The organism is Pseudomonas guariconensis (assembly GCF_900102675.1).
In the GTDB taxonomy this organism is placed as follows: domain Bacteria; phylum Pseudomonadota; class Gammaproteobacteria; order Pseudomonadales; family Pseudomonadaceae; genus Aquipseudomonas; species Aquipseudomonas guariconensis.
In genome coordinates this window covers 269,383-291,884 of sequence record NZ_FMYX01000001.1, presented here as the reverse complement: position 1 = coordinate 291,884, position 22,502 = coordinate 269,383, and the positions used below count along the sequence as shown (strand labels likewise).

At 60.9% G+C, this 22,502-nt stretch carries 23 protein-coding genes; 11 read left to right on the top strand and 12 right to left on the bottom strand.

Annotation, left to right across the window (positions count from 1 at the left end; all coding sequences use genetic code 11):
- Positions 1 to 670: 670 nt before the first annotated feature.
- Positions 671 to 1,657 (bottom strand): bile acid:sodium symporter family protein, encoded by a 987-nt coding sequence (locus tag BLS27_RS01310; protein WP_090342537.1) that lies wholly within the window; start codon positions 1,655 to 1,657, stop codon positions 671 to 673.
- 80 nt (positions 1,658 to 1,737) lie between these two features.
- Between BLS27_RS01310 and BLS27_RS01305 the strand changes: the two genes are divergently transcribed.
- The 4 genes from BLS27_RS01305 (at position 1,738) to BLS27_RS01290 (ending at position 4,877) form a co-directional block, all read left to right on the top strand.
- Entirely contained in the window at positions 1,738 to 2,532 is a 795-nt protein-coding gene (locus tag BLS27_RS01305; RefSeq protein ID WP_090342534.1) for an AraC family transcriptional regulator, read from the top strand.
- Positions 2,533 to 2,552: 20 nt separating this feature from the next.
- On the top strand, positions 2,553 to 3,698 hold the full coding sequence (ampC, locus tag BLS27_RS01300; protein WP_090342532.1) for a class C beta-lactamase: 1,146 nt from the start codon (positions 2,553 to 2,555) through the stop codon (positions 3,696 to 3,698).
- 334 nt (positions 3,699 to 4,032) lie between these two features.
- A complete protein-coding gene (locus tag BLS27_RS01295) occupies positions 4,033 to 4,365 on the top strand; it encodes a hypothetical protein (protein WP_070572416.1) in 333 nt (110 codons plus the stop codon).
- 89 nt (positions 4,366 to 4,454) lie between these two features.
- On the top strand, positions 4,455 to 4,877 hold the full coding sequence (locus BLS27_RS01290) for a group II truncated hemoglobin (protein WP_043214976.1): 423 nt from the start codon (positions 4,455 to 4,457) through the stop codon (positions 4,875 to 4,877).
- Here the strand turns inward: BLS27_RS01290 and BLS27_RS01285 are convergent.
- The 3 genes from BLS27_RS01285 to BLS27_RS01275 all read right to left on the bottom strand — a co-directional run bounded on the left by BLS27_RS01285 (position 4,868) and on the right by BLS27_RS01275 (position 6,043).
- A complete protein-coding gene (locus BLS27_RS01285) occupies positions 4,868 to 5,173 on the bottom strand; it encodes a hypothetical protein (protein ID WP_043214979.1) in 306 nt (101 codons plus the stop codon). The two genes, BLS27_RS01290 and BLS27_RS01285, sit on opposite strands and share 10 nt — an antisense overlap.
- A 222-nt stretch (positions 5,174 to 5,395) precedes the next feature.
- Entirely contained in the window at positions 5,396 to 5,584 is a 189-nt protein-coding gene (locus tag BLS27_RS01280) for a hypothetical protein (protein ID WP_043214981.1), read from the bottom strand.
- A gap of 138 nt (positions 5,585 to 5,722) precedes the next feature.
- Positions 5,723 to 6,043 (bottom strand): YbjQ family protein, encoded by a 321-nt coding sequence (locus BLS27_RS01275; RefSeq protein WP_070572421.1) that lies wholly within the window; start codon positions 6,041 to 6,043, stop codon positions 5,723 to 5,725.
- Positions 6,044 to 6,188: 145 nt separating this feature from the next.
- Between BLS27_RS01275 and BLS27_RS01270 the strand changes: the two genes are divergently transcribed.
- Positions 6,189 to 7,244 carry a tetratricopeptide repeat protein gene (locus BLS27_RS01270; protein WP_090342529.1) on the top strand — a complete coding sequence of 352 codons (1,056 nt, stop codon included), beginning with the start codon at positions 6,189 to 6,191 and terminating at the stop codon, positions 7,242 to 7,244.
- An 80-nt stretch (positions 7,245 to 7,324) separates the two neighbouring features.
- Complete coding sequence (locus tag BLS27_RS01265; RefSeq protein WP_090342525.1) at positions 7,325 to 8,929, top strand: ATP-binding protein; 1,605 nt, start codon at positions 7,325 to 7,327, stop codon at positions 8,927 to 8,929.
- Here the strand turns inward: BLS27_RS01265 and BLS27_RS01260 are convergent, their stop codons facing one another.
- Positions 8,930 to 9,367: a nucleoside deaminase gene (locus BLS27_RS01260; RefSeq protein WP_043214990.1), complete on the bottom strand. Its 438-nt coding sequence runs from the start codon at positions 9,365 to 9,367 to the stop codon at positions 8,930 to 8,932.
- Between the two features lie 154 nt (positions 9,368 to 9,521).
- Here BLS27_RS01260 and BLS27_RS01255 point away from each other — a divergent pair, with 154 nt between their 5' ends.
- Positions 9,522 to 10,211 carry a type 1 glutamine amidotransferase domain-containing protein gene (locus BLS27_RS01255; protein WP_043214993.1) on the top strand — a complete coding sequence of 230 codons (690 nt, stop codon included), beginning with the start codon at positions 9,522 to 9,524 and terminating at the stop codon, positions 10,209 to 10,211.
- Positions 10,212 to 10,340: 129 nt separating this feature from the next.
- Positions 10,341 to 11,147: a CSS-motif domain-containing protein gene (locus tag BLS27_RS01250; protein WP_090342523.1), complete on the top strand. Its 807-nt coding sequence runs from the start codon at positions 10,341 to 10,343 to the stop codon at positions 11,145 to 11,147.
- 18 nt (positions 11,148 to 11,165) lie between these two features.
- Here the strand turns inward: BLS27_RS01250 and hppD are convergent, their stop codons facing one another.
- Entirely contained in the window at positions 11,166 to 12,242 is a 1,077-nt protein-coding gene (gene hppD / locus BLS27_RS01245) for a 4-hydroxyphenylpyruvate dioxygenase (RefSeq protein WP_043214998.1), read from the bottom strand.
- A gap of 308 nt (positions 12,243 to 12,550) precedes the next feature.
- On the opposite strand from hppD, the gene BLS27_RS01240 reads away from it, so the two are divergent.
- Both BLS27_RS01240 and rarD read left to right on the top strand, forming a co-directional pair.
- The gene (locus BLS27_RS01240; protein ID WP_090342522.1) at positions 12,551 to 14,137 is read left to right on the top strand and encodes an EAL domain-containing protein; all 1,587 of its coding nucleotides are present in this window, start codon (positions 12,551 to 12,553) and stop codon (positions 14,135 to 14,137) included.
- Positions 14,138 to 14,170: 33 nt separating this feature from the next.
- Entirely contained in the window at positions 14,171 to 15,058 is an 888-nt protein-coding gene (gene rarD / locus BLS27_RS01235) for an EamA family transporter RarD (RefSeq protein ID WP_043215003.1), read from the top strand.
- Here the strand turns inward: rarD and BLS27_RS01230 are convergent.
- Entirely contained in the window at positions 15,021 to 16,592 is a 1,572-nt protein-coding gene (locus BLS27_RS01230; protein ID WP_090342520.1) for a TerC family protein, read from the bottom strand. The two genes, rarD and BLS27_RS01230, sit on opposite strands and share 38 nt — an antisense overlap.
- 248 nt (positions 16,593 to 16,840) lie before the next feature.
- Here BLS27_RS01230 and BLS27_RS01225 point away from each other — a divergent pair, with 248 nt between their 5' ends.
- A complete protein-coding gene (locus tag BLS27_RS01225; protein WP_043215007.1) occupies positions 16,841 to 17,425 on the top strand; it encodes a LysE family translocator in 585 nt (194 codons plus the stop codon).
- A 2-nt stretch (positions 17,426 to 17,427) separates the two neighbouring features.
- Here BLS27_RS01225 and BLS27_RS01220 read toward each other — a convergent pair whose 3' ends face one another.
- The 5 genes from BLS27_RS01220 to BLS27_RS01195 form a co-directional block, all read right to left on the bottom strand.
- Positions 17,428 to 18,207, bottom strand: coding sequence for a helix-turn-helix transcriptional regulator (locus tag BLS27_RS01220; protein ID WP_090342518.1), 780 nt, complete (start codon positions 18,205 to 18,207; stop codon positions 17,428 to 17,430).
- A gap of 29 nt (positions 18,208 to 18,236) precedes the next feature.
- On the bottom strand, positions 18,237 to 19,274 hold the full coding sequence (locus tag BLS27_RS01215) for a lectin MOA-related protein (protein ID WP_139205731.1): 1,038 nt from the start codon (positions 19,272 to 19,274) through the stop codon (positions 18,237 to 18,239).
- Between the two features lie 154 nt (positions 19,275 to 19,428).
- Positions 19,429 to 20,847 carry a short-chain fatty acid transporter gene (locus BLS27_RS01205; protein WP_090342507.1) on the bottom strand — a complete coding sequence of 473 codons (1,419 nt, stop codon included), beginning with the start codon at positions 20,845 to 20,847 and terminating at the stop codon, positions 19,429 to 19,431.
- A 157-nt stretch (positions 20,848 to 21,004) separates the two neighbouring features.
- Complete coding sequence (locus BLS27_RS01200) at positions 21,005 to 21,661, bottom strand: CoA transferase subunit B (protein WP_070572443.1); 657 nt, start codon at positions 21,659 to 21,661, stop codon at positions 21,005 to 21,007.
- 35 nt (positions 21,662 to 21,696) lie between these two features.
- Positions 21,697 to 22,395, bottom strand: coding sequence for a CoA transferase subunit A (locus BLS27_RS01195; RefSeq protein ID WP_043215587.1), 699 nt, complete (start codon positions 22,393 to 22,395; stop codon positions 21,697 to 21,699).
- Between the last annotated feature and the right edge of the window lie 107 nt (positions 22,396 to 22,502).

Here is a 22,502-nt window from a genome sequence, read left to right as displayed (position 1 = left end):
GCGGTGTCTTGCGGGGCTTCGCGGCCTCCGGCTGGCTGCGCCAGCCTCCATCTCGCGACTTCGGCTAGCGCCGAAGGGCGCTGCGCGCCTGCCCCTCCAGACACCTCCACTCGGCCTTCTGAGGTCGCGATAGGTGGCGTCTGGACTATCGCGTATCAAAAGCAACGGCAACGGCAAACAAGTTAATTGTTTGGCTGTTTGTTCCGGCCTATTTGCGGGTAGGAGCGCCGCCGCTCCTACAGGCACAGCGCCGTTCTCAAGAGCTGTGAGCCTGTGTGTGCGGCGGTTCGGCGCCCCGATTTACCCGCGAATAGGCCCAAAAGCTCACCACAAAAACCACTGAATGAAACAACGCCAGTCCAGGCGCCACCCGTAACTTGCGCCCCATCAGCAGGCCGAGCGGAGGTGTCTGTAGGGGCAGGCGCGTAGCGCCCTTCGGCGCTAGCCGAAGTCGCGAGATGGAGGCTGGCGTAGCCAGCCGGAGGCCGCGAGGCCCCGTAAGACACCGCAGCGAGGGGACCCGGAGCGAAGCGCCGGGCCGGATGCAGGGGCGCGCGGCTTTTGGTTACTTTTGGCCAAGACCAAAAGTGACCCGCCGTAAGGGCGGAAAGGTGACTAACCGTCGCCAAATCAAACGGATAAGCCCACAAACCACAAAACCACAAAACCATCAGGAAACCGCCGAAACCCCCTCAACCCCACGCGCAGCGTACTTCTGAGCCAACACCGCACACACCATCAACTGAATCTGATGAAACAACATCAACGGCAAGATCATCGCCCCAATCCCACCGCCCACGAACAAGACCTGAGCCATCGGCACTCCCGTAGCCAGGCTCTTCTTCGACCCGGCAAACAAGATGGTGATGCGATCTTCCACACTGAACCCCAACACACGCCCCAACAGCCGGGTCACGAACAACACCGCTGCAAGCAAGATCCCGCAGACGACGAACAGCCCCGCCAAATGCTGCGCCGAGACCGTATGCCAAAGCCCGGTGACCACCGCATCGCTGAAAGCCGTATACACCACCAGCAGGATCGAACCTTGGTCGACGATCTTCAGCCACCGTGCATTGCGCTTGACCCATTCTCCGATCCAGCGACGGGCAACCTGCCCTGCCACGAATGGGACCAGCAGTTGCAGCGTGATCTTCAACACCGCGTCCAACCCCGACCCGGTGTCGCCCTCGGCACCGAGCAGCAGCATCACCAGCAACGGTGTGAGGAAGATCCCCAGCAGGCTCGATGCCGCTGCGCTGCAGATCGCCGCCGGAATGTTGCCGCGCGCCAGGGAGGTGAAGGCAATCGCCGACTGCACTGTCGCCGGCAAGGCGCACAGATAAAGCACGCCCAGATACAGCTCGTTGCCCACCAACGGCACGAACAGCGGCTTGAAGGCCATGCCCAGCAACGGAAACATCACGAACGTGCAGGCGAACACCAGCAGGTGCAACCGCCAATGGCTGGCGCCGGCGATGATCGCTTCGCGCGACAGCTTGGCGCCGTGCAGGAAGAACAGCAGGCCAATCGCCAAATTGGTCAACCAGCCAAAGAACACCGCGCCATCGCCTGAACACGGCACGAAGGTGGCGATCAGCACGACCCCAAGCAAGGCTAAGGTGAAGTTATCGAAGATTTTTCTGACGTACTTCATGGTTTATTCCGAGTTGTATTTATGCAGGAGCAAACGATAAGGTCTCGCCTTCCCTACCGCTAACGCCGGAACCCCCACTAGTGTCGCTGAACGGACATCCCGAGGCCTGCCTCGACCAGCTCGAATGCCTACCACGACAGATCTATGGCCAGGCCGAAAGCCTCCCCAACATTGCCTTGGGCTATCGTCACCGGCATCCATGGGGGCAACTCTCCCACGCCCGCAACGGCATCCTGCGCGTGCACACGCCCGAAGGCCTGTATCTGGTGCCTCCCCAACGGGCCGTCTGGATCGCCGCACAGGTTCCCCACCGTGTGGTCTGTGAGCCCAACACCTGTATCCGTAGCCTGTATATCGAACCTGCCGCCCTGCCCTGGCCGGCCATGGCCTGCCGGGTGGTGGTAGTGGAACCGCTGCTGGGCGAACTGATCCAGGCGTTCTCGCAATTGCCCGTGCACTATGACGAGTCAGGCGCCGATGGGCGTCTGGTGCAGGTGCTGCTCGACCGTCTGGCCAGTGCCCAGGAAGAACAGATGCTCCTGCCGCTCCCTCGCGATCGTCACTTGCGTCAGATCTGCCGTCGCCTGCAAGCCTCGCCCGACGATACCCGCAGCCTGGCCGACTGGGCGCTGCGTCTTGGCATCTCGGAAAAGACCCTCAGCCGGCGCTTTTTGCGCGAGACCGGCCTGACCTTCCGCCTATGGCGTCAACGGGTGCGCCTGCTAAGTGCCTTGCCAGCGCTGGAGCGCGCAGAACGGGTCACTGACGTGGCCTTGGCTTGTGGCTATGCCTCGCTTTCAGCATTCATCGCGGCCTTTGGCGAGCATTTCGGCCAATCGCCAGGCGAGTTCCTGCGACGCCACACACCTTACTGAATCTGAAAAGGATCTTTTGCATGAAGCCACTGCCCTACGTGCGCTTTGCACTCGCTTTGAGCCTCGCCACCGTGACCGGGCACAGCCTGGCCGACGCGCTGCACACACAGGTCGATGAGGTTATCGAGCCCTTGATGCGTGAACACGACATCGCGGGCATGGCCGTGGCCGTGATCGCCGATGGCAAGGAGCACTACTTCACGTACGGCGTGGCCAACAAGGCCAACGCCCAACCCGTGAAACGCGACACGTTGTTCGAGGTCGGCTCGCTCAGCAAGACCTACACCGCCACCCTCGTTGCGCTTGCCAGCGCCCAGGGTACGCTGGCGCTGGATGCCCCCGCCAAACGCTACCATCCGGCCCTTGAAGGCACGTCCCTGGGTGAGGCCAGTGTGCTGGAACTGGGTGCCTACAGCGCCGATTGCCTACCGCTGCAATTCCCCGACAACGTGCAGACCGAAGCGCAGGTGCAGGCCTTCTATCAGCACTGGAAACCGCGTGTTGCACGGGCCACTCAGCGCTGTTACTCCAACCCCAGCCTAGGCCTGTTTGGTGATCTGGCGGCGCGTGCACAGAAACAATCGTTCGCCAAGATCATGACCGAACAACTCTTGCCTGCACTAGGCCTGACCGATACCTACCTTGCCGTACCTGGCACTGCACAACAGCGTTATGCCCAGGGCTACAACGCCAGCAACCAGCCGGTGCGGGTCAATCCAGGACCATTGGCGGACGAAGCCTATGGAATCAAGACCACCGTGAACGATGCCGCACGCTATGTGCGCCTGCAGTTGAACGCCGACTCGCTGGCGCCATCGCTGCAAAAGGCGATCGCCCTCACCCAGGCGGGCTACTTCAAGGTCGGCCCGATGACCCAGGGCCTTGGATGGGAGCGCTACCGGTATCCAGTCGCCTTGGAAACCTTGCTTAAAGGCAATAGCTCTGAGGTAGCTCTCAACCCCCAACCTACCGTCCGTTTGCAACCGACCCTGCCCACCGAACCAGCCGCTTGGTACAACAAGACCGGTGCCACCGGAGGTTTCGGTGCGTACTACGCCTTCATCCCGGCCAAGGGGCTGGGGATCGTCCTGCTCGCCAACCGCAACTACCCAAATGAAGCCAGGGTACGCGCGGCCTACCAGATCCTTTCCGCCTTGGAGCGCTGAGACACGAAGCAGCCACTTCAGCCCCAGAACAGGCTCGAGGCGCTGCGCGTGATCGATTGTCGGACAACATGTAGTGCCGAAAAATATTCACTACAAACCTGTTGACGTCGTTCATCAGCCTTGGGCATGATGAGGCCGTCTCCCTGATCGGGAGCGGTGGCAAGGGTGTTCCAGACGGCCTGCGCGGTAACGCAGGCCGTCCGTGGAGAGGGAAACTGTCCAAAAGGCAGCGTGAGAAGGCCCCTGTTGCAATGCTGCTGTAGCAGCCGTGTTAGTGCGCTACACATCGTGGCGCCGAGTGAAAAATCACTGACTGATGGGTAATGGGGGCTTTATGATGAATTTGAACAACAATCCTACGATCGACCAATTGGCCCAGCTGTTCGCCGCGCGCAAGGACAGCCTCGATGACCACCTGCTGTGGGTCAGCCAGACTGGCGAGGTACGCCTCGACCGTCTGCCACCCAACACGGTCGAAGATGAATTCGAATCGCACATGCCCAGCATGCGCGCCCGCTTCAAGGTCTACCGCCGTGGCCAAGGCTATGTCGGCAAGAAGGCCGCCGCCGACACCGAGTTCGTCGGCCGCGTCCTGCAGACCCTACAACAAGAATGGCCTACCGCCCGTGAGCGGCAGGCAGTCAAGGTGATAGACCCATTGAACTGAGTCGTACCACCCTTCTTTGAGCCCGGCCCTGCAAGGCCGGGCTTTTTCATGCCTGTTACACTGTGCACTCCTGTTTGTTGGAGCCTGCGATGAATATCCCTGCCTATGGCACCGGCGACGCGTCCTACCTGGCCGCTGGCGGCATCGACGGCCTGCGCCGTCTGGTCGATGATTTTTACCGATTGATGGACCAGCGCCCTGAAGCATCCAGCGTGCGGCGCATGCACCCTGACAACCTTGAAGGCTCACGGGACAAACTGGCCTGCTTTCTGAGCGGTTGGCTCGGTGGACCACGCCTGTACAGCGAGCGCTATGGCTCGATCGCCATTCCCTCATTCCACGCACAATGGCCAATCGACGAAGAGCACGCCAACGTCTGGCTAAGCTGCATGGAACAAGCCATTGCCTTGCAGCCTTGGGCCAAGGATTTTGCAGAGTACCTGTTGCGCCAGCTGCGCGTGCCGGCCGAGCGTATCGTCCAGGCCAGCCGCAACCGCCGCGCTCAGGCCTGAAGTCGCCGGGCCCTGGCCGCGGGCAACGGCACGGCGCCGGTGGCCAAGGCCCGAGCGCGCTCCACGCCCCAGACCAGGGCACGGGTCATGGTCTCACCGGGGCGCGCGGGATAGTACTCCTCCAGCAGGGCTTTGCCGTTTCCAGCATATAGCCCGAGAAACAATTGCGTGGCACCCAACCGCGACAACCGCACCTGGATATCGAGCACGGTGCCATCACTCAGGACTTCGTCATGGCAGCGGCTGTGCAACTGGGCATCGGCCCATTCCCAATAAGTCTGTTCCCTGACACGCATGCATTCACCTCCTTGTGCTGAAAATCGGCGCAAGAAAAGCACAGCCGTGACCGCCCGGCGAGTACGACCCACCGATGCCATGAGCAAGATCAACAAACAGGATGAAAAGCTGCCAGCGATCGTGATGCAGTTCTCCGATCGATCAGGCAAGCGTCGGCGCAGGAGCCAAAGTGCCCTCGCCTGACCGCTATATTGCTGGCCAGGCGAGAACGCTGGGCGGGGTTACTTCCGGGTCCGGAACCGGGGCGTGAAACGGCCCTTTTTGACGCGCTGCAAATGTGCAGGCTTAAGTTGTTCCGATTCATCCAGGGTCATGTTGGCGAACCCCAGGCGCAAGAACGCCTGGCCACACCACACTTGGCTGTTGATCGGGAACGCATCGTTCATGTCTTCGGAAAAGGATTCGCTCATGCCCTGCTCCCTCCAATGATGGCTGCGCCAGCAAGCACTCTGCTTGCTCAGAAGCGGCGGCCCGTTGAAATGGAGACTAGTCGGTCATTTGCAGACCTTCCGGACAATCCGGCATCACCCGACCAGTGGCAAAGTGCCCTACTTCAGGCGGACTGCCGTACCGGTTGCGAATACCACGACCATGCCGCCTTGGACTGATGGCATGCTGATTTCGAAATCCACGCCCAGCACTGCATCGGCTTGCAATTGACGTGCCCGCGCCTTCAGCTCCTCGGTGGCCTGCTCACGCGCCTCGCGCAGGGCGCTTTCCAGAGTCTGGGAACGGCCGCCGAAGAAATCACGAAAGCGAGCAAAGAAATCGCGCACGAAGTTGATGCCTTGCACCGATTCGGCGCTGACCACACCCAGGTATTCGGCGACGGGGCGGCCTTCGAGCTGGCTGGTGGTGCTGATGATCATGAAACGGCTCCTTGGCCACAGTTGGAAACGCGCGAATCTTAACAGACCTTTCCATACGATCTGGCCTGGCCAGCTGCCGCACGGGCGTTGCAATTAGTGTCCGGCTGTCCCAAGCTCTGCCATTCCCGCCGCCACGGACCGCCCGATGCCCAACCGCCGTCGTTACCTGATTGCCCTGCTCTTGCTGGTCCTGGTATCGGGTGTCATCGGCTACCTGAGGCGTGACCCGCAACCCACTGCCCCTGCCATCCCTGCCCACAGCTATGCCAAGGCCTTGCGCCAAGCTCATGATGGCGAGCCGGGTGCAGCGCGGGTGCTCTACCAGCAACTGCAGCGCAACGACCTGGCGCCGATCCGCCGGGCAGCCCTGCACGCCGAGCTGCCCAACTACCCCTCCCCCCAGGCACTGAAACTCGCTCGCCAGGACCTGGAGCACGACGACCCGATGGTTCGCCGCGCCGCCATTACCAGCATTCGCCGGCTGTTACCCGCAGCTCAACGTAGTCTGGTTCTGGGCCCGTTGCTGGAGGACGAGGACCAAGGCGTGCGTTTTGCTGCGGTGGATGCCTTGCTGGGCCTCGATCCCGATGCAATCGGTTTGTACTTCGGCCCCTTGCAGGACACCTTGGAGCAGTACCAGCAGGCACTGGAGGCCCAGCCCGACGACGCCGCCGCGCAAGTGCACCTGGCGCGTCTGTATCTGCATGAAGATGCCTACGACCAGGCCGCCGCCGCCCTGCAACGCAGCCTCAAGATCGCCCCTGAGAACCTCGACGCACTGGCCACGCAGGTCCGACTGCTCGAACGCCAGGGCCAGCACGACGCCTCTCGTCAAGTGCTCGCCAAAGCCTTGGCCCTGCGCCCGGACTCAGCCTTCCTGCAGCATCAGCTGGGCCTTTGGCTGACCCGCCACGATCAAGAAGAGTACGCCCTGCTCGCCTTCTCACGCGCCGTCGAGCTGGAGCCGGACAACCTCGACTACCGCTACAGCCTGGCCGTCACTCTGCATGACTTGGAGCAGGTCGAGGCTGCGCAGAAACAGCTGGAGACCGTGCTGAGCCGGGAACCTGCGAATCGGCGTGCGCGGGTGCTGTTGATTCAGTACTGGAAGGAAACCGGGCAACTGCAGAACGTACAGGTGCTGCTGGCCGAACTCGAGCGGCAGAATCCGGACGATCCGTTGCTCCAGCAAGGCTTGTAGGACGCCGCTCATCTGCGGCGGAACCCCTGCTCTCTGTTCGTGGTCCAGTGGGTATCGGTGACCAGAGTCAGGAGAATCCCTTGGCCGCTGCGGTGCTCATAGACGAACGGGCTCTCATCCTGGGGCCCGCGCAGATCGCTGCGCAGATGTCTCGCCTGCTGACAGGTGCAGGCTTCGTGTGCCTGTGCACCGACAATGTCACGCGCCTGGGCGAATGGCTGGCCGAAGGTGTAGGCCTACTGATTGCCGCCAACAGCACGCTGCCGACAGACCCGCAATCGCCACTGCAAGTGTTCATCGACCAACAACCGGTGTGGTCGGACCTGCCTGTTCTGCTGCTGCTCGATACCCCCCCTTCAGGTACCGACCCTCCCACCTCACGACTGGGCCATCTGCTGCAATTGCCATCGCCTGTCGACGATACCCAGCTCCTTCAGATGAGCCAGGTGGCCCTGCATGCACGGCGCCGGCAGTACCGTGCCCGTGACCGCCTGTGCGAACTGCAACAGCGCCTCGATGACCAACGGCAACGGCCTCAGGATGAGGATCGGGCATGGCGCCAGACCCGGAAGATGGACGCCGTAGGCCAGCTGGCTGGCGGCATCGCTCATGACTTCAACAACTTGCTCACCAGCATCGGCGGCAGCTTCGAACTGATCGAAAAGCGCTTGCTCCAAGGACGTACGGAGCAGTTGGGAGGCGTACTGCGCATGGGACGCGAAGCCGTGGCACGCGCCGCTCGCCTCACCCATCAGTTGCTGGCGTTCTCTTCTCGGCAGTCCTTGCAACGAAAAATCATCGATCTGCGCAACCTGCTCCAGCGAGAATCCCTGCAAGCCAAGCTCAACGTATCCGTGACGTTGCAGCTGATCCTGCCAACGAATCTTTGGTTGGTCGAGGCAGACGAGATGCAATTGCGTGAAGTACTGGACAACCTGGTACTAAACGCCTGCGAAGCCATGCCAAGCGGTGGTCAGCTCGACATCGAAGCCAGCAATCAGCATATCGACGATGCCTGTTTCAGCGGCGGTGGACTGTCCGATGGCGACTATCTGCGCCTGAGCATCCGTGACACCGGCCATGGCATGTCGCAAGGCACCCTTGAACGTGCCTTCGAGCCGTTCTTCAGCACCAAACCGATCGGTCAGGGTATCGGCCTGGGCCTGTCGATGGTCTACGGTTTCAGCAAACAGTCTCACGGCCATGTGGTGCTGCACAGCCAGATTGGACACGGTACCCAGGTCGACCTTTACCTGCCACGCTATCGCGGCCAGGCAAAGCCCAAGACAGATACTCACCCCATGAAAGCCGTCGACGGCAATCGTGATGTGCTGATCGTCGAGGACGATCCTCATGTACGAAACCTGGTTTTCCAGGCGCTGCGCGAAGAGGGTTTCCCCTGTCAGGCCGCCTGCAATGCCGATGAAGCCCTGCAACTGCTGAACTCGCCAAGGCAGTTTGCTTTGCTGATCAGTGATGTAGGGCTACCAGGAATGAACGGTCGTCAGCTCGCGCAGATCGCCCGTAAACGGCGGCCTGGCCTGCAGGTGCTGTTCATCACCGGCTATGCCGAGACCGCCATGGCTCGCGACGACTTTCTCGACCCCGGCATGCAGCTGATCTGCAAACCGTTCGAACTGAGCCAGTTGCAGGCCCGGGTCATGCAGATGCTCGGCGAGGCCTGATCAACGACCGATGTCTTCATTCCACAGCGCTGGATGGTTTTCGATGAAGTCGCGCATCATCTGCTCGCACGAGGCATCCTGCAGCACTTCTACGCGTACTCCCCGGCTTTGCAGCAATTGCTCTTCACCCATGAACGTGCGGTTCTCTCCCACCACCACATGGCCGATGCCATAGAGCAAGATGGCGCCACTGCACATCGGGCAAGGCGACAGCGTCGTGTACAGCGTAGCCTCGCGGTAGACCTGCGCGTTTTGGCGACCGGCCCGTTCCAGGGCATCCATCTCGCCGTGCAGGATGGCACTGCCGCATTGCACCCGGCGGTTATGCCCACGCCCGATGATCCGCCCCTCATGAACCAGCACCGAGCCAATGGGAATGCCCCCTTCGGCAAGTCCTTGGCGCGCCTCATCGATGGCCGCCTGCATGAATGTGTCCATACTGCCTCCTGTCATGCCGCCATGCTCGACGGTCTGCCGAGCAGGCTAGCACACGCGCCGGGCCGTGGCTTTCCCGCCATGGGCGTCTATGCTCATTAGGTTTTCTTCTGCCCCGGGCAGATCCGGGCCCTTTGCTGGCGCTGGGAGTGTGGTCATGAGCAAGAAAATCCTGGTTGTGCTGACCAATACGGCGAAATATCCAACGCTGCGGCGCGCCACCGGTCTGTGGCTGGGCGAAGCGGTGCACTTTGTCGACGAGGTCCAGAAGGCCGGCTATGCCGTCGACTACGTCAGCCCCGCCGGGGGCTATGTACCGATCGATCCCCACAGCCTGCAAATGGCGCCCGAGCTCGATTGGCAGTGGTATGACGACAAAGCCTTCATGAGTCGCCTGGGCAGCACCCTTTCTCCCGGCCAAGTCAAGGCCGACAGTTATTGCGCGATCTACTACGCCGGCGGCCATGGCGTGGTCTGGGACCTTCCCGACAACGCGCCGCTGCAGGAACTGGCCCGACGCATCTACGAGGCCGGAGGGGTGGTGGCTGCGGTGTGCCATGGCGTGGTCGGCTTGCTCAACATCAAGCTCAGTGACAACAGCTTGTTGGTCAGGGGGCGACAGGTCACCGGGTTCTCCAACACCGAGGAGAAACTCGCCGAGTTGGACAAGGTCGTTCCGTTCCTGACGGAAAACGAACTGGTCGCCCGTGGCGGCAAATACAGCAAGCACGAGGACCCTTGGGCTGCCTTCGTCGTCAGCGACGACCGGCTGATCACCGGGCAGAATCCGGCCTCGAGCCGGCAGGTAGCGCAACAGGTGCTGGAGCGACTGAAAAAGCCGGCATGACTCCGACAACGTCTTTTGCCATGTACCGCTGCGCAAACGGATCGCAGCTACAGTCCACCGGCTACCTGCCCCGTTAATCTTTCCGGCTTCTGTCCATTCAGGACAGTCTGGTCGGAGGGTTACATTTCGATGTCGAGGTTCACTCACGCAGGCCGCAGCCTGCTCGAGATACTGCTGGTCCTGACGATCGGACTGGTCCCGATGGTGTCAGGCCTGCTAGTGATGGTGTACCAGCTGGAAAGAAAACTCGAAGAAAACGCCTTGGTGTCCGTTCAGGAGGCCATCTTCACCGTCGACCGAGTATTGGACCATTTGCAAACAGCCGCCTCCACTGCACTGCCGCTGGCTGGACAGCCCTGTGCGAAGGTTCTGGGGAAGCTCGAACGGCTGGTGGCTGGCGATCCGCGCATTCGCTCGCTGGTGCTGACCCAGGATGGCCAGGCCTACTGCAGCACGATCGAAACCACTTCGTCCTACAGCCCTGCCTTTTCCACTCCCAGCGCCCATGTGCAGCTCAACTTCAACTCGCCGGTCACACCCAATGACGTGGTCCTCGAACTGCGTCTGACCTATGCCAACCCAGGAGTGATTGCCACCGCCTACGGCCTGGAGCTGCGCAACGAACTACGCGGGTTCCAGGATGGCCTGGTGCTGCTGTTGGAATTTGGGGAGACATACCTGTGGAGCGCAGGCGATAGCCGAGAAGCCCAACGCCCTTCGCAAGCGGAGTTCTTTCGCAGTGCGATGTCGAGCAAGCATGGGTACACGGTCAAGGGAGGTTATCCGCAAGGCCATACCAGCCAGGAGATTCGTCAATCGATGTTGCAGATACTCCCCTCACTCGCCCTGATAGGGCTGCTGACGGGGGCAATGATGTATTGGGGAATTTTCAGGAATCGTGCCAGTGGCAGGCACGCTGGGTCATCCCGGGGATGACCCAGCGTGCCCTGGGCCTTATTCGACGTTCAGGACGCCGCGGCGAACCTGGTCACGCTCGATGGACTCGAACAGCGCCTTGAAGTTGCCTTCACCGAAGCCGTCGTCACCCTTGCGCTGGATGAACTCGAAGAAGACTGGGCCGAGCAGGGTCTCGGAGAAGATCTGCAGCAACAGACGCTTGTCGCCCGCCTCGGAAGAGCCGTCGAGCAGGATGCCACGGGCCTGCAGCTCGTCGACTGGCTCGCCATGACCTGGCAGGCGCTCTTCGAGCATTTCGTAGTAGGTCTGTGGAGGCGCGGTCATGAAGCGCATGCCATAACCTTTGAGGGCATCCCAGGTCTTGATCAGGTCATCGGTGAAGAAGGCCACGTGTTGGATGCCCTCACCGTTGTACTGCATCAGGAACTCTTCGATCTGCCCCGAGCCCTTGGACGATTCTTCGTTCAACGGAATACGGATCATGCCATCGGGCGCCGTCATGGCACGCGAGGTCAGGCCGGTGTATTCACCTTTGATGTCGAAGTAGCGGATCTCGCGGAAGTTGAACAGTTTCTCGTAGAAACCGGCCCAGTAGGCCATACGGCCGCGATAGACATTATGGGTCAGGTGGTCGATGAGCTTGAGGCCCGCGCCTTTCGGATTGCGGTCAACGCCCTCGATGAACTTGAAGTCGATGTCGTAGATCGAGCTGCCTTCTTCGAAGCGGTCGATCAGGTACAACGGCGCTCCGCCAATACCTTTGATCGCTGGCAGACGCAGCTCCATCGGACCGGTTTCGATTTCGACCGGCTGCGCACCCAGCTCCAGGGCGCGGGCGTAGGCTTCGTGGGCATTGCGAACACGAAATGCCATGCCGCAGACCGATGGGCCGTGCTCGGCGGCAAAGTACGAGGCGATGCTCTTGGGTTCGTTGTTCAGGATCAGGTTGATGCCGCCCTGACGATACAGGTGCACATCTTTGGAACGGTGGGTAGCCACCTTGGTGAAACCCAGCATCTGGAAGACCGGCTCCAGAACGCCTGGGGTGGGGGAAGCGAATTCGATGAACTCAAAGCCCATCAGACCCATCGGGTTGTCGAAGATATCAGCCATGTTGGTGTCCTCATCTATAAGCGAAAAACAGTGAAATCAGGTGCTTTGGATGTCGGACAGGCGTGGTGGCGAGCAGGGTATGCCGCGCACGCTGCGGGCAAGGAAGTCACCAATGATGAGTTTGAACCCTTGATATGTCATATGGACCCATTCTCGGCGGGCTTGATCCTCCGGAACGCGGAGAACCTTATTCTTGTATTCGTAAACGGATTCTACAGTGCGTAAAATCATTTGTCGCGCTTTAGTTCACCGCTTCGGCCGACAAACGGCTATCCTCTGCCCATTGTTTTTCATCAGATTAGATCAGCATGCCTTTCAAGGTTAAACGCTCCGCCCGTCGGGGCTGGCGAGTCCTGCTTCCCTGGGCCGTCGGCGCGCTGCCGCTGCTGTGTGGCCTGGCAATCATGCATTGGCAGGCCCAACGCGAGTTGCAAAACACCAGCCAGGCCACGACCCGACAAGTGGTAGAACAGGTCGAACATATCCTCGACAACATTTCCAACGCCGCCAAAGAGCTATTGCCGCTGGTCGGCCGCCCCTGCGACGAAATCGACCTGGCTCTGCGCAGCCAAGTCACCCGGAACGCCTTTGTGCGCTCCACCAACCTGTTCCACAACAACACCCTCTATTGTTCCTCGCTGTTCGGCAACTTCGACGAGCCGGTAGATGCGCAAGACTATACCGACGGTCGCCTCTGGCTGATGAGCGGCAACTCGGTTACGCCCAACCACCCCTTGCTGGCCTATCGCGCCAGCAACGCTGGCAGCGGTGCGATCGCCACCGTCGATGGCGACCACCTGACCAGCGCACTGCAGTGGGTCAGTTCTGGAGAAGAACTGCAGCTTCAGGTCGGCGACCACTGGATGGGCAAGGACGGTGTGGTACACAAAGGCACGCCGCCAGCAGCGGCCATCGCACCCTCGGTACAGGCATCGATCCGCTACCCGTTCAGCGTTCATGGCGGCTATGGAACAGGGAAGAAAGTCCAGTTCGTCTCCGAACACTATCCGGCCCTGCTCAGTCTGTTGCTATTGCTCGGCGTCCTCGCCGGCATCGTCTGCCACTGGCAGATCCGGCGTGCCTCGTCGCCTCGAGCCGAACTTAGCCGAGCCCTGGAGGCCGATGAATTCCTCCCATACTTCCAACCCGTGGTGCGCAAGGACGACTACCGCTGGGCTGGGGTCGAAGTCCTGATGCGTTGGGACCACCCACGCGAAGGCCTGGTGCGTCCCGACCTTTTTATTCCCTATGCCGAGCACAGCGGCCTGATCGTCCCCATGACCCGCGCTTTGATGCTGCGTACCGCCCAGGCCCTGGCGCCGTATGCCGCACTGCTGGAGGATGGCTTTCACATAGGCATCAACATTACCGCCGATCATTGCCGCGACTTGGAGTTGCTGGATGATTGCCGCACCTTCCTCCAGCACTTCCCGCCGGGGCGCGTGGTGCTGACCTTGGAGCTGACCGAGCGCAAGCTGATCGAAGCCACCCCCATTACCCTGGAGTTGTTCGAGAGACTTCATGACATGGGAGTGATGATCGCTCTGGACGACTTCGGCACGGGCCAGTCGAGCCTCAACTACCTGCGCCAGTTCAAGGTCGACTACCTGAAGATCGACCAGAGTTTCGTGGCCATGATCGGCGGCGACGCGTTGTCCCAGCACATTCTCGACACCATCATCGAACTCTCAGGCAAGCTGGGCCTGGGCATCGTGGCCGAAGGAGTCGAGACCGAGGTTCAACGCGATTACCTGGCCCGGCACCAGGTAGGCTTCCAGCAAGGCTACCTGTTCGGCCGACCGATGCCTGTGGGCGACTTCCTCCAAGCCCTGGCCGCCCGCCCGGGGAGCTCGCGGTTGCCGCACAGCATACGGCCTGAGATCATGCCCAACTGATCCACACGCTCATATCCATTAACAGAGGCATTCGTGTCAAAAGGCATCGTTTCGTCCGTCATGGCGTCCTGTCTGTTCGCCGTGATGTATTTCTATACCTCCCTGATGGCTCCACTGGATGGCGAGGAGATCTTCGGCTGGCGCACGCTGCTCACGCTCCCCTGCCTCACCCTGTTCATGCTGGCCACCAAGGACTGGAAACTGGTCGGTGGCTTGCTCGCTCGGGTCAAACAGACGCCGACATTGCTACTGGGGATGATCGGCACGTCCTGGCTGATGGGCGTGCAGCTATGGCTGTTCCTCTGGGCGCCTTTGCATGGGCGCAGCCTGGAGGTTTCCATGGGCTACTTTCTGTTGCCGCTGGCCATGGTCCTGACTGGTCGACTGGTCTATGGCGAGCGCCTTTCGCGCCTGCAAAAAGTTGCGGTAGCGTGCGCCGTCCTGGGCGTGGGGCATGAGCTGTACCAGAACGGCAGCTTTGCCTGGGAAACCCTGGTGGTGACCATTGGCTACCCAATCTACTTCGTCCTGCGTCGGCGCTGCCGCACCGATCACCTGGGCGGTTTGTGGTGCGACATGTTCCTGTTACTGCCGTGGGCGCTGTACTTCGTGATGCAGCGCCCGCTTACGCCGGCCGACTTGGCCGAACATCCGGGCCTCTATGGCTTGATCCCGTTGCTCGGCGCGATCAGCGCCTCAGCCCTGATCGCCTACGTGCTGGCCAGCCGCTTGCTGCCATTTAGTCTGTTCGGGCTGCTCAGCTACGTGGAGCCGGTGCTGTTGGTCGGCGTAGCCCTGCTGCTGGGCGAGACCATCGGCCCTGACCAGTGGCTGACCTACCTGCCGATCTGGGCCGCAGTGCTGGTGCTGGTGCTTGAAGGCTTCAAGCACCTGCTACGCCAGCGTCGTCGCTCGGTGTAAGGCGAACCTGGCGCACCCTGCGCTCCTCCACTGCCATCACCGTCAGCGTCCAGCCATCGCAGGCCAGACGATCACCGACCACCGGCAGACGATCCAGCAAGCTCATGACCAGACCCGCGAGGGTCTGGTAATCCTCGGTAGCGCGGGCGCTGAAACCGGTACGCGCCTGTACTTGGCTCAGGTTCAACGCACCGCTGACCACAAACGCCCCGCCCTCTTCGACGATGCCTGGCCCAGTTACTTCACTGGCGTCAGGCAGTTCTCCGGCGATCGACTCAAGGATGTCGGTCATGGTCAGCAAGCCTGTGAAGTCACCGAACTCATTGACCACGAAGGCGATATGCGTGGAATGTGCGCGCATCTGCTCCAAGGCATTGAGGATGCTGAAGCTCTCCAGCAGGTTAAGCGGCGCACGTGCCAGGCGCTCCAGGTCAGGTTGCCCACCGGACAGCAATTCCTTGAGCAGTTCTTTCTTGTGCACGAAGCCCAACGGCTCTTCGATCCGCCCATCACGGATCAGCGGCAGACGTGAATAGGGCGAGTGGGCCAGCGCTTGGGCGATGGCATCGGCAGGCAGGGCCAGGTCGATGGCATCCACCTTGACGCGCACGGTCATCACGGTGCGGATCGGCCGCTCGGCCAGATTCAGCACGCCACTGATCATCACCCGCTCGCGACGGTCGAAGACCACCTGTTCACCACCGCCTTCGACCAGATCGGCGATCTCATCGCCCACTTCGTCCGCCTCCACCCGGCGCCCGCCCATCAGCCGAAGGACGGCATGGGCAGTTCGCTCGCGCAGCGGTCGATGCTGTTGCAAGCTGCGCTTGCGACGCGCACGCGCCAACTGGTTGAACAGCTCGATCAGCAACGAGAAGCCGATGGCCGCGTACAGGTAGCCTTTCGGAATGTGGAAGCCCAGGCCCTCGACTGTCAGGCTGAAGCCGATCATCATCAAGAAGCCCAGGCACAGCATGATCACCGTGGGGTGGGCATTGACGAAGCGGGTCAGGGGCTTGCTGGCGACGATCATGATGCCGATGGAGAAGATCACTGCGATCATCATCACCGACAAATGTTCGACCATACCCACTGCGGTAATCACCGCGTCGAGGGAGAACACCGCATCCAACACCACGATCTGCGCCACGATGGGCCAGAACGCCGCATGCCGGGTAGCGCCGTTGGTCTGCACCACATGCCCTTCCAAACGCTCATGCAACTCCATGGTGGCCTTGAACAACAGGAACACACCACCGAACAGCATGATCAAGTCACGACCCGAAAAACTCTTGCCCAGCACCTCGAACAATGGCGCGGTCAAGGTGACCATCCAGGAAATGCTGGCCAACAGGCCCAGACGCATGATCAAGGCCAGGCTCAGGCCAATGACCCGCGCACGGTCGCGCTGATGCGGCGGCAGCTTGTCGGCCAGGATGGCGATAAACACCAGGTTGTCGATGCCCAGCACCAGTTCGAGCACGATAAGCGTGGCAAGGCCCAGCCAGGCCGTAGGATCGGCTAGCCATTCCATTGCGAAGTACTCATGCGGGAGGCGTCACAGGGACGTGGGAAGGAAGGCCGATATGGCCAGAGACTGGGGGGCTCCGAGAAGGTGCTCATGGTGACCTTGATGGCTAATTGGGATGTTGATCCTACAGTCACCGCGGCTTTTTCTGACAGGGTGAAACTATTACAAAAGCTGTAGGGAACTTTTCTTCAATACCCTGCCTGCCCCCTTCGGCCACGATGGTGCGTCCCACCACTCAAGGAATATTTCTCATGAGCCTGTCCCTGTCCATGGCTGCTTTCGCTCTGGCGGCGTCCATTTCACCCGGCCCGGTCAACATCGTTGCCCTAGGCAGTGGCGCTCGCCATGGCCTGCGCGCAAGCCTTGGCCATGCCGCCGGAGCGACCCTGGGCTTTTGCCTGTTGTTGGTGCTGGTTGGCCTGGGCCTGCATGAACTGCTGCTGCGCTGGCCGTTGCTGGGCCGCTTGCTGCATGGTGGCGGGGTGCTTTTCTTGCTGTACATGGCCTGGAAGCTGGCCTGTGACAATGGCCAGTTGACTACCGAGCATCAGGACGACGCGCCTTCAGCCTGGCATGGCGCGGCCATGCAGTGGCTCAACCCCAAGGCCTGGCTGGCCGCTGTGGCAGGCATTGGAGCCTATACAGGGGGTGAGCAGCATTTGTTATGGCTGTTTGCCTGGATCTATGGGCCGATCTGCTTCGTCTCGATTGCCAGTTGGGCCTGGGCCGGCAGTGTGATTCGCCAGTACCTGGGCAACCCTGGGCATATGCGCATGTTCAACCGGGCACTGGCAGCTTTGTTGCTCGCCAGCGCGTTGTACCTGGCCTTGGGCTGACCCTAGCGGCCCGAGCGATAATGCCCAGGGGTCGCCGCCAGGTGCTGCTTGAATGCCCGTTGCAGATGCGCCTGATCGGCAAAGCCTGCCTCCGCCGCTACTTCGGCGATCGCCCGCCCCTGGCGTAATTGGGCCCGGGCGTGCTGCACGCGTTGGTCGAGCAGGTAGCCATGGGGTGTCAGGCCGAAACGCTGACCAAAGGCGCGGATCAGGTAAGCCCGCGACAGGCCGACGGCAGCGCAGATATCTTCGATCGTCAAAGGGTCGAGCCGATGAGCGCGGATGAACGCAGCAGCAGCTTCCAATCGGGGATTGAACTGTATCGGCGGTGTCGGCTCGTCGTCGAGGTCACCCCGCAAGGTCCTGAAAAACGCGGCCAGGCAGGCTTGACGGTCTGCGCACTGGTCATCGAACAGTGTGGCAAAGACCTCAAGCAGCCGCCCGTACAGCACCGGTGAGGTGCTGTACGTCGCCAACGGCAGTTCAAAGCCCTGGGCCTGTAGCCACGGCAGGTCGACGAACAGCATCAGGTAGGACCAAGGCTCGTCCTTGATGGGGTTGCAAGTATGGACCACGCCGGGGTTCATCAGCACCGTGGTGCCTGCACTTACCTCCCGTCGTACGGTGCCCGTCACGTAGGTGCTGCGCCCGCCGGTGATAACGCCAATCGAAAAGCTCTCGTGGGAATGGGGCGCATAGCACACCTGGCGGCCATCCCCCACTCGCCGGGCTTCAACGAAGGGTAAAGCCGGATCCCGCCAGAACCGCGACACCTCGATCATCGCTGCGCCCTCATCGCGCCTGGAAAACGTCAAAACATGATGTGATACGGCGTATAGGCCCACTCTGATGCACGCTGAACAGCGCCGGTTTGCGGCTCGAGCAGTTGCAGGCGCAGCCATTGGTCGATGAACAGATTCGCCGCATGGGCACCTTTGGCATTCTGCCCGAATACGATGCCCACCGAGTAGGGATACAGATTGTTTTCCAAGTACGCCGTTTTGGCGGCCTTGGATTTGTAGGCCAAGGCGAAATCATCGCAATCGAACACCTCTGGCTTGTACTTGAAATACTTGAGGCCTGACTCAACCCAGATGCCGCGCGCTTGTTGAGCGGATATGGCCTCGTAGTACGAATCCACGGACGTCTGATACGTCAAAGTCGTATTGGGCCAGGTCGCTTTGATCAACTCTCTCACCCTGACAAGCGGAATCGACAATTTGTGCAAAGAGAACCGAAGCTGGTCATCGTCGGAGACGTCGCTTTCAGGCACCAGCTTCACCCACCCCCACTTACCAGCAGGCGCCTGCACGGCCATACGCGTGCTGCCGATTTCACAGCTCAGCGTGAAAGCAAACATTTGTCGATGGTTGACGATTGTGGTCCCACTTCGCTTGATCCTGAAACGCAGGCGCGGATAGTCCGTCCAAACCTTGAACCCCGCGAATACATAGTCTCCAGCAGTCGAGTTGCCATCGGCGAAGAAGGACCAGCCGACCATCTTCTTTTCCGCGGACATCGACAGGTTTTGACTGGTCGGGTCCAGATGCACCACCAACGGCACTAGTTCAGCGCCATATCGTTCCGGCTCACCCAGATACACCCACCCCCAATCATCGGACTTTGCATGAACGCACAGGACACGCCCATGTTGATCACGCAGCACCATGCGATCAGTGGCCTTGATCTGCTTAAGGCCCAGCGCACGGGTCAGCTCTGCCGTGAAATCCGGGGCGGTGGTATCAGGCTCCGGTGGCGGCTCGACGGGTTCAGGGCGCGGCAATATCTGACCAACGAGTGGGCTGTTGGCATCATCGGGTTGACCGGGGACAAGTTTGTGAATGGGCATGGGTAATTGCTCGTCGACTTGAAATGAGTCGACAACATGCGCGAGACCTGAGCCAGCCATCAGCGGGTAAACATTCCAGAGACCACTGACAAGGCGCACTCATCAGGCAAAAAAAGGGCGGTTCTCACCGCCATCTTCCCACACTCTGCAAACCTTACGGCATGACCGGTGGCACATAGTGCAAAGTCGTGCCCAGGGCCCACAGCAACACCAGCACCAACGGCACGTGCACCAGCAATTGTACGAATGAAAAGCCGATCAGGTCCCGCGCCTTGAGCCCCAGCACGCCCAGCAGAGGCAGCATGTAGAACGGGTTGATCAGGTTGGGCAAGGCCTCGGCGGCGTTGTAGATCTGCACCGCCCAGCCCAGGTGGTACTGCAGGTCGTTGGCCACCAGCATCACGTAGGGCGCCTCGATGATCCATTTGCCGCCGCCGGACGGGATGAAGAAGCCCAGCACTGCCGAGTACACCCCCATGAGCACGGCATAGGTGTCGTGGGAGGCGATCTGCACGAAGAACGTAGAGATGTGGTGCGCCAGGGTCTGTTCATCCACGCCCTTGACCTGAGTGAGGATCGCGGCGATCGAGCCGTACAACGGGAACTGGATCAACACCCCGGTGGTGGTCGGCACCGCGCGGGTCACAGCATCGAGGAAACTGCGCGGACGCCAGTGGAGCAAGGCGCCGAGCATGATGAACAGGAAGTTGTAGGTATTCAGGCCGGAGATAGCGGTGATCGCAGGTTTGGTGGCGAATTCCTGGTACAGCCAACCGCCAGCCAGGGCAACCAGCAGCAGGGTCAGTATTGGGCTGTACTCCAGCCACTCGCCCGGACGGGTGCGTTGGGCCACCGGTGCCGCGCTGAAGCTTGGGTCGACGCCGCATTGCTCGGCGGTGCGGGCACTGTTCGGCCCTGGCGCAGTGGCATAGGCAATGGCCAGCGAAACGATCACCAAGGCCGCCAGCATGACGCCGGATTGCCAGAGGAAAATGGTCTCGGTGAATGGAATCACCCCCGTAATGGCGAGGATCGACGGCGGCAGACTGGCCGGGTTGGCCTGCAACTGTGCAGCCGACGACGAAAGCCCTAGCGCCCAGACCGCACCCAGGCCCAGATAGGCGGCAGCGCCTGCGGCACGGTAATCCATCTTCAGGTCCTGGCGCCGGGCCAGGGCACGAACCAGCAGACCGCCGAATACCAGCGACAGCCCCCAGTTGAGCAAGGATGCGAGCATCGAGATCAGCGCTACCCAGCACACCGCCGAACGACCGTTCTTCGGCAACCTGGCCAGGCGGTCGATCAGCCGCGCGGCGGGCGGCGAGCTGGCCACCACATAACCACCAATGACCACGAAAGCCATTTGCATGGTGAATGGGATCAGGCTCCAGAAGCCATCGCCGAACGCCTTGGCGGTATCGGTAGGCTTGGCGCCCATGACCATCGCGCCCAGGCACACCAACACAACGGCCAGGGCGGCGAATACCCAGGAATCGGGGAACCAGCGTTCGGCCCAATTGGAGCAACGCAGGGCAAAACGGGCGGAGCGGCTGTCTTGGATTTCAGCGGCCACGGGATTTTCCTTTTATTTGTTTTTTTGATTTTCAAGCACTGAAGCAGCACAAAGCCCTGTGGGAACAGACTCACCCGCGAAGACGTCCGTTCAGGCGACGGTGTCGCCTCGACTGACGCTTTCGCGGGCAAACCCGCTCCCACAGGGCCGATGTTTCTTAGAAGGTCATTTCCTTCACGTCATCCGGCACGATCAGCTTGCCGGCGGTCTTCTCGATGATTTCCTCCACGCTGACCCCCGGGGCGGTCTCGCGCAGGATGAACGCGCCGTCTTCGATTTCCAGGTAGGCCAGGTCGGTGAGCACCTTGCGGATGCAACCGGCGCCGGTCAGCGGCAGGCTACAGCGCGGCAGCAGCTTGGATTCACCATCCTTGGAGGCATGGGTCATGGTGACGATGATGTTCTCGGCACCAGCTACCAAGTCCATGGCGCCGCCCATGCCCTTGACCAGCTTGCCAGGAATCATCCAGGAGGCGATGTTACCCTCCACGTCAACTTCGAACGCTCCCAGCACGGTAAGGTCGACGTGGCCGCCACGGATCATGGCGAAGGATTGCGCGGAGTCGAAGATCGATGCACCGCGGCGGGCGGTGACGGTCTGCTTGCCGGCATTGATCATGTCGGCATCGATCGTGCCTTCGGTGGGGAACTCGCCCATGCCGAGCAGGCCGTTTTCCGATTGCAGCATCACGTCCATGTCGGCGGGCACGTAGTTGGCCACCAGGGTGGGGATGCCGATACCGAGGTTGACGTAGTAACCGTCCTTCAGTTCACGGGCGACGCGTTGCGCCATCTGTTCGCGGGTCAGTGCCATGGTCAGGATCTCTTTGTTGTTCTGTGGACGGCGCGTTAGGCCTTGACGGTGCGCTTCTCGATGCGCTTTTCGAACGTGCCGACGATGACCCGGTCGACATAGATGCCGGGGGTGTGGATCTCGCTGGGCAGCAACACGCCCGGTTCGACGATTTCCTCGACCTCGACCACGGTGATCTTGCCGGCGGTGGCGGCCAGCGGGTTGAAGTTCTGCGCGGTGTTGCGGTACACCACATTGCCGTAGTGGTCGGCTTTCCAGCCCTTGACGATGGCGAAATCGCCCGTGATGGATTCTTCGAGGATGTACTTGCGCCCCTTGAATTCACGCACTTCCTTGCCTTCGGCGACGGGAGTGCCGTAGCCGGTGGCCGTGTAGAAGGCCGGGATACCGGCACCGCCTGCGCGCATCTTTTCGGCCAGGGTGCCTTGAGGGGTCAGCTCGACTTCCAACTCACCGCTGAGCAGTTGGCGTTCGAACTCGGCGTTTTCGCCGACATAGGATGCGATCATCTTGCGGATCTGACGGTCTTCCAAGAGGACACCCAGGCCGAAGCCGTCGACGCCGCAGTTGTTGGAGACCACGGTCAGGCCTTTGACGCCGCGGCGCTTGATTTCAGCGATGAGGTTTTCGGGGATGCCGCACAAGCCGAAGCCGCCGGCCAGTACCGTCATGTTGTCGGTCAGGCCTGCGAGGGCCTCTTCATAGGTTGCTACGCGCTTGTCCAGTCCGGCCATGCTCAGTCGCCTTTTGTAGTTGTTGGAACCGTGGAGGCATCTTCACCGCTGTCGACTGATTTGTTAATTTTGTTTTCGTCATCGATTGATAACTTTTTCAAAACAAA

Excerpts from the sequence above, each read along its gene's own strand:
- BLS27_RS01310 (WP_090342537.1), bottom strand. The coding sequence starts at position 1,657 with ATGAAGTACGTCAGAAAAATCTTCGATAACTTCACCTTAGCCTTGCTT.
- ampC (WP_090342532.1), top strand. The coding sequence starts at position 2,553 with ATGAAGCCACTGCCCTACGTGCGCTTTGCACTCGCTTTGAGCCTCGCC.
- BLS27_RS01295 (WP_070572416.1), top strand. The coding sequence starts at position 4,033 with ATGATGAATTTGAACAACAATCCTACGATCGACCAATTGGCCCAGCTG.
- BLS27_RS01290 (WP_043214976.1), top strand. The coding sequence starts at position 4,455 with ATGAATATCCCTGCCTATGGCACCGGCGACGCGTCCTACCTGGCCGCT.
- BLS27_RS01285 (WP_043214979.1), bottom strand. The coding sequence starts at position 5,173 with ATGCGTGTCAGGGAACAGACTTATTGGGAATGGGCCGATGCCCAGTTG.
- BLS27_RS01280 (WP_043214981.1), bottom strand. The coding sequence starts at position 5,584 with ATGAGCGAATCCTTTTCCGAAGACATGAACGATGCGTTCCCGATCAAC.
- BLS27_RS01275 (WP_070572421.1), bottom strand. The coding sequence starts at position 6,043 with ATGATCATCAGCACCACCAGCCAGCTCGAAGGCCGCCCCGTCGCCGAA.
- BLS27_RS01270 (WP_090342529.1), top strand. The coding sequence starts at position 6,189 with ATGCCCAACCGCCGTCGTTACCTGATTGCCCTGCTCTTGCTGGTCCTG.
- BLS27_RS01260 (WP_043214990.1), bottom strand. The coding sequence starts at position 9,367 with ATGGACACATTCATGCAGGCGGCCATCGATGAGGCGCGCCAAGGACTT.
- BLS27_RS01255 (WP_043214993.1), top strand. The coding sequence starts at position 9,522 with ATGAGCAAGAAAATCCTGGTTGTGCTGACCAATACGGCGAAATATCCA.
- BLS27_RS01250 (WP_090342523.1), top strand. The coding sequence starts at position 10,341 with ATGTCGAGGTTCACTCACGCAGGCCGCAGCCTGCTCGAGATACTGCTG.
- hppD (WP_043214998.1), bottom strand. The coding sequence starts at position 12,242 with ATGGCTGATATCTTCGACAACCCGATGGGTCTGATGGGCTTTGAGTTC.
- BLS27_RS01240 (WP_090342522.1), top strand. The coding sequence starts at position 12,551 with ATGCCTTTCAAGGTTAAACGCTCCGCCCGTCGGGGCTGGCGAGTCCTG.
- BLS27_RS01230 (WP_090342520.1), bottom strand. The coding sequence starts at position 16,592 with ATGGAATGGCTAGCCGATCCTACGGCCTGGCTGGGCCTTGCCACGCTT.
- BLS27_RS01225 (WP_043215007.1), top strand. The coding sequence starts at position 16,841 with ATGAGCCTGTCCCTGTCCATGGCTGCTTTCGCTCTGGCGGCGTCCATT.
- BLS27_RS01220 (WP_090342518.1), bottom strand. The coding sequence starts at position 18,207 with ATGATCGAGGTGTCGCGGTTCTGGCGGGATCCGGCTTTACCCTTCGTT.
- BLS27_RS01215 (WP_139205731.1), bottom strand. The coding sequence starts at position 19,274 with ATGCCCATTCACAAACTTGTCCCCGGTCAACCCGATGATGCCAACAGC.
- BLS27_RS01200 (WP_070572443.1), bottom strand. The coding sequence starts at position 21,661 with ATGGCACTGACCCGCGAACAGATGGCGCAACGCGTCGCCCGTGAACTG.
- BLS27_RS01195 (WP_043215587.1), bottom strand. The coding sequence starts at position 22,395 with ATGGCCGGACTGGACAAGCGCGTAGCAACCTATGAAGAGGCCCTCGCA.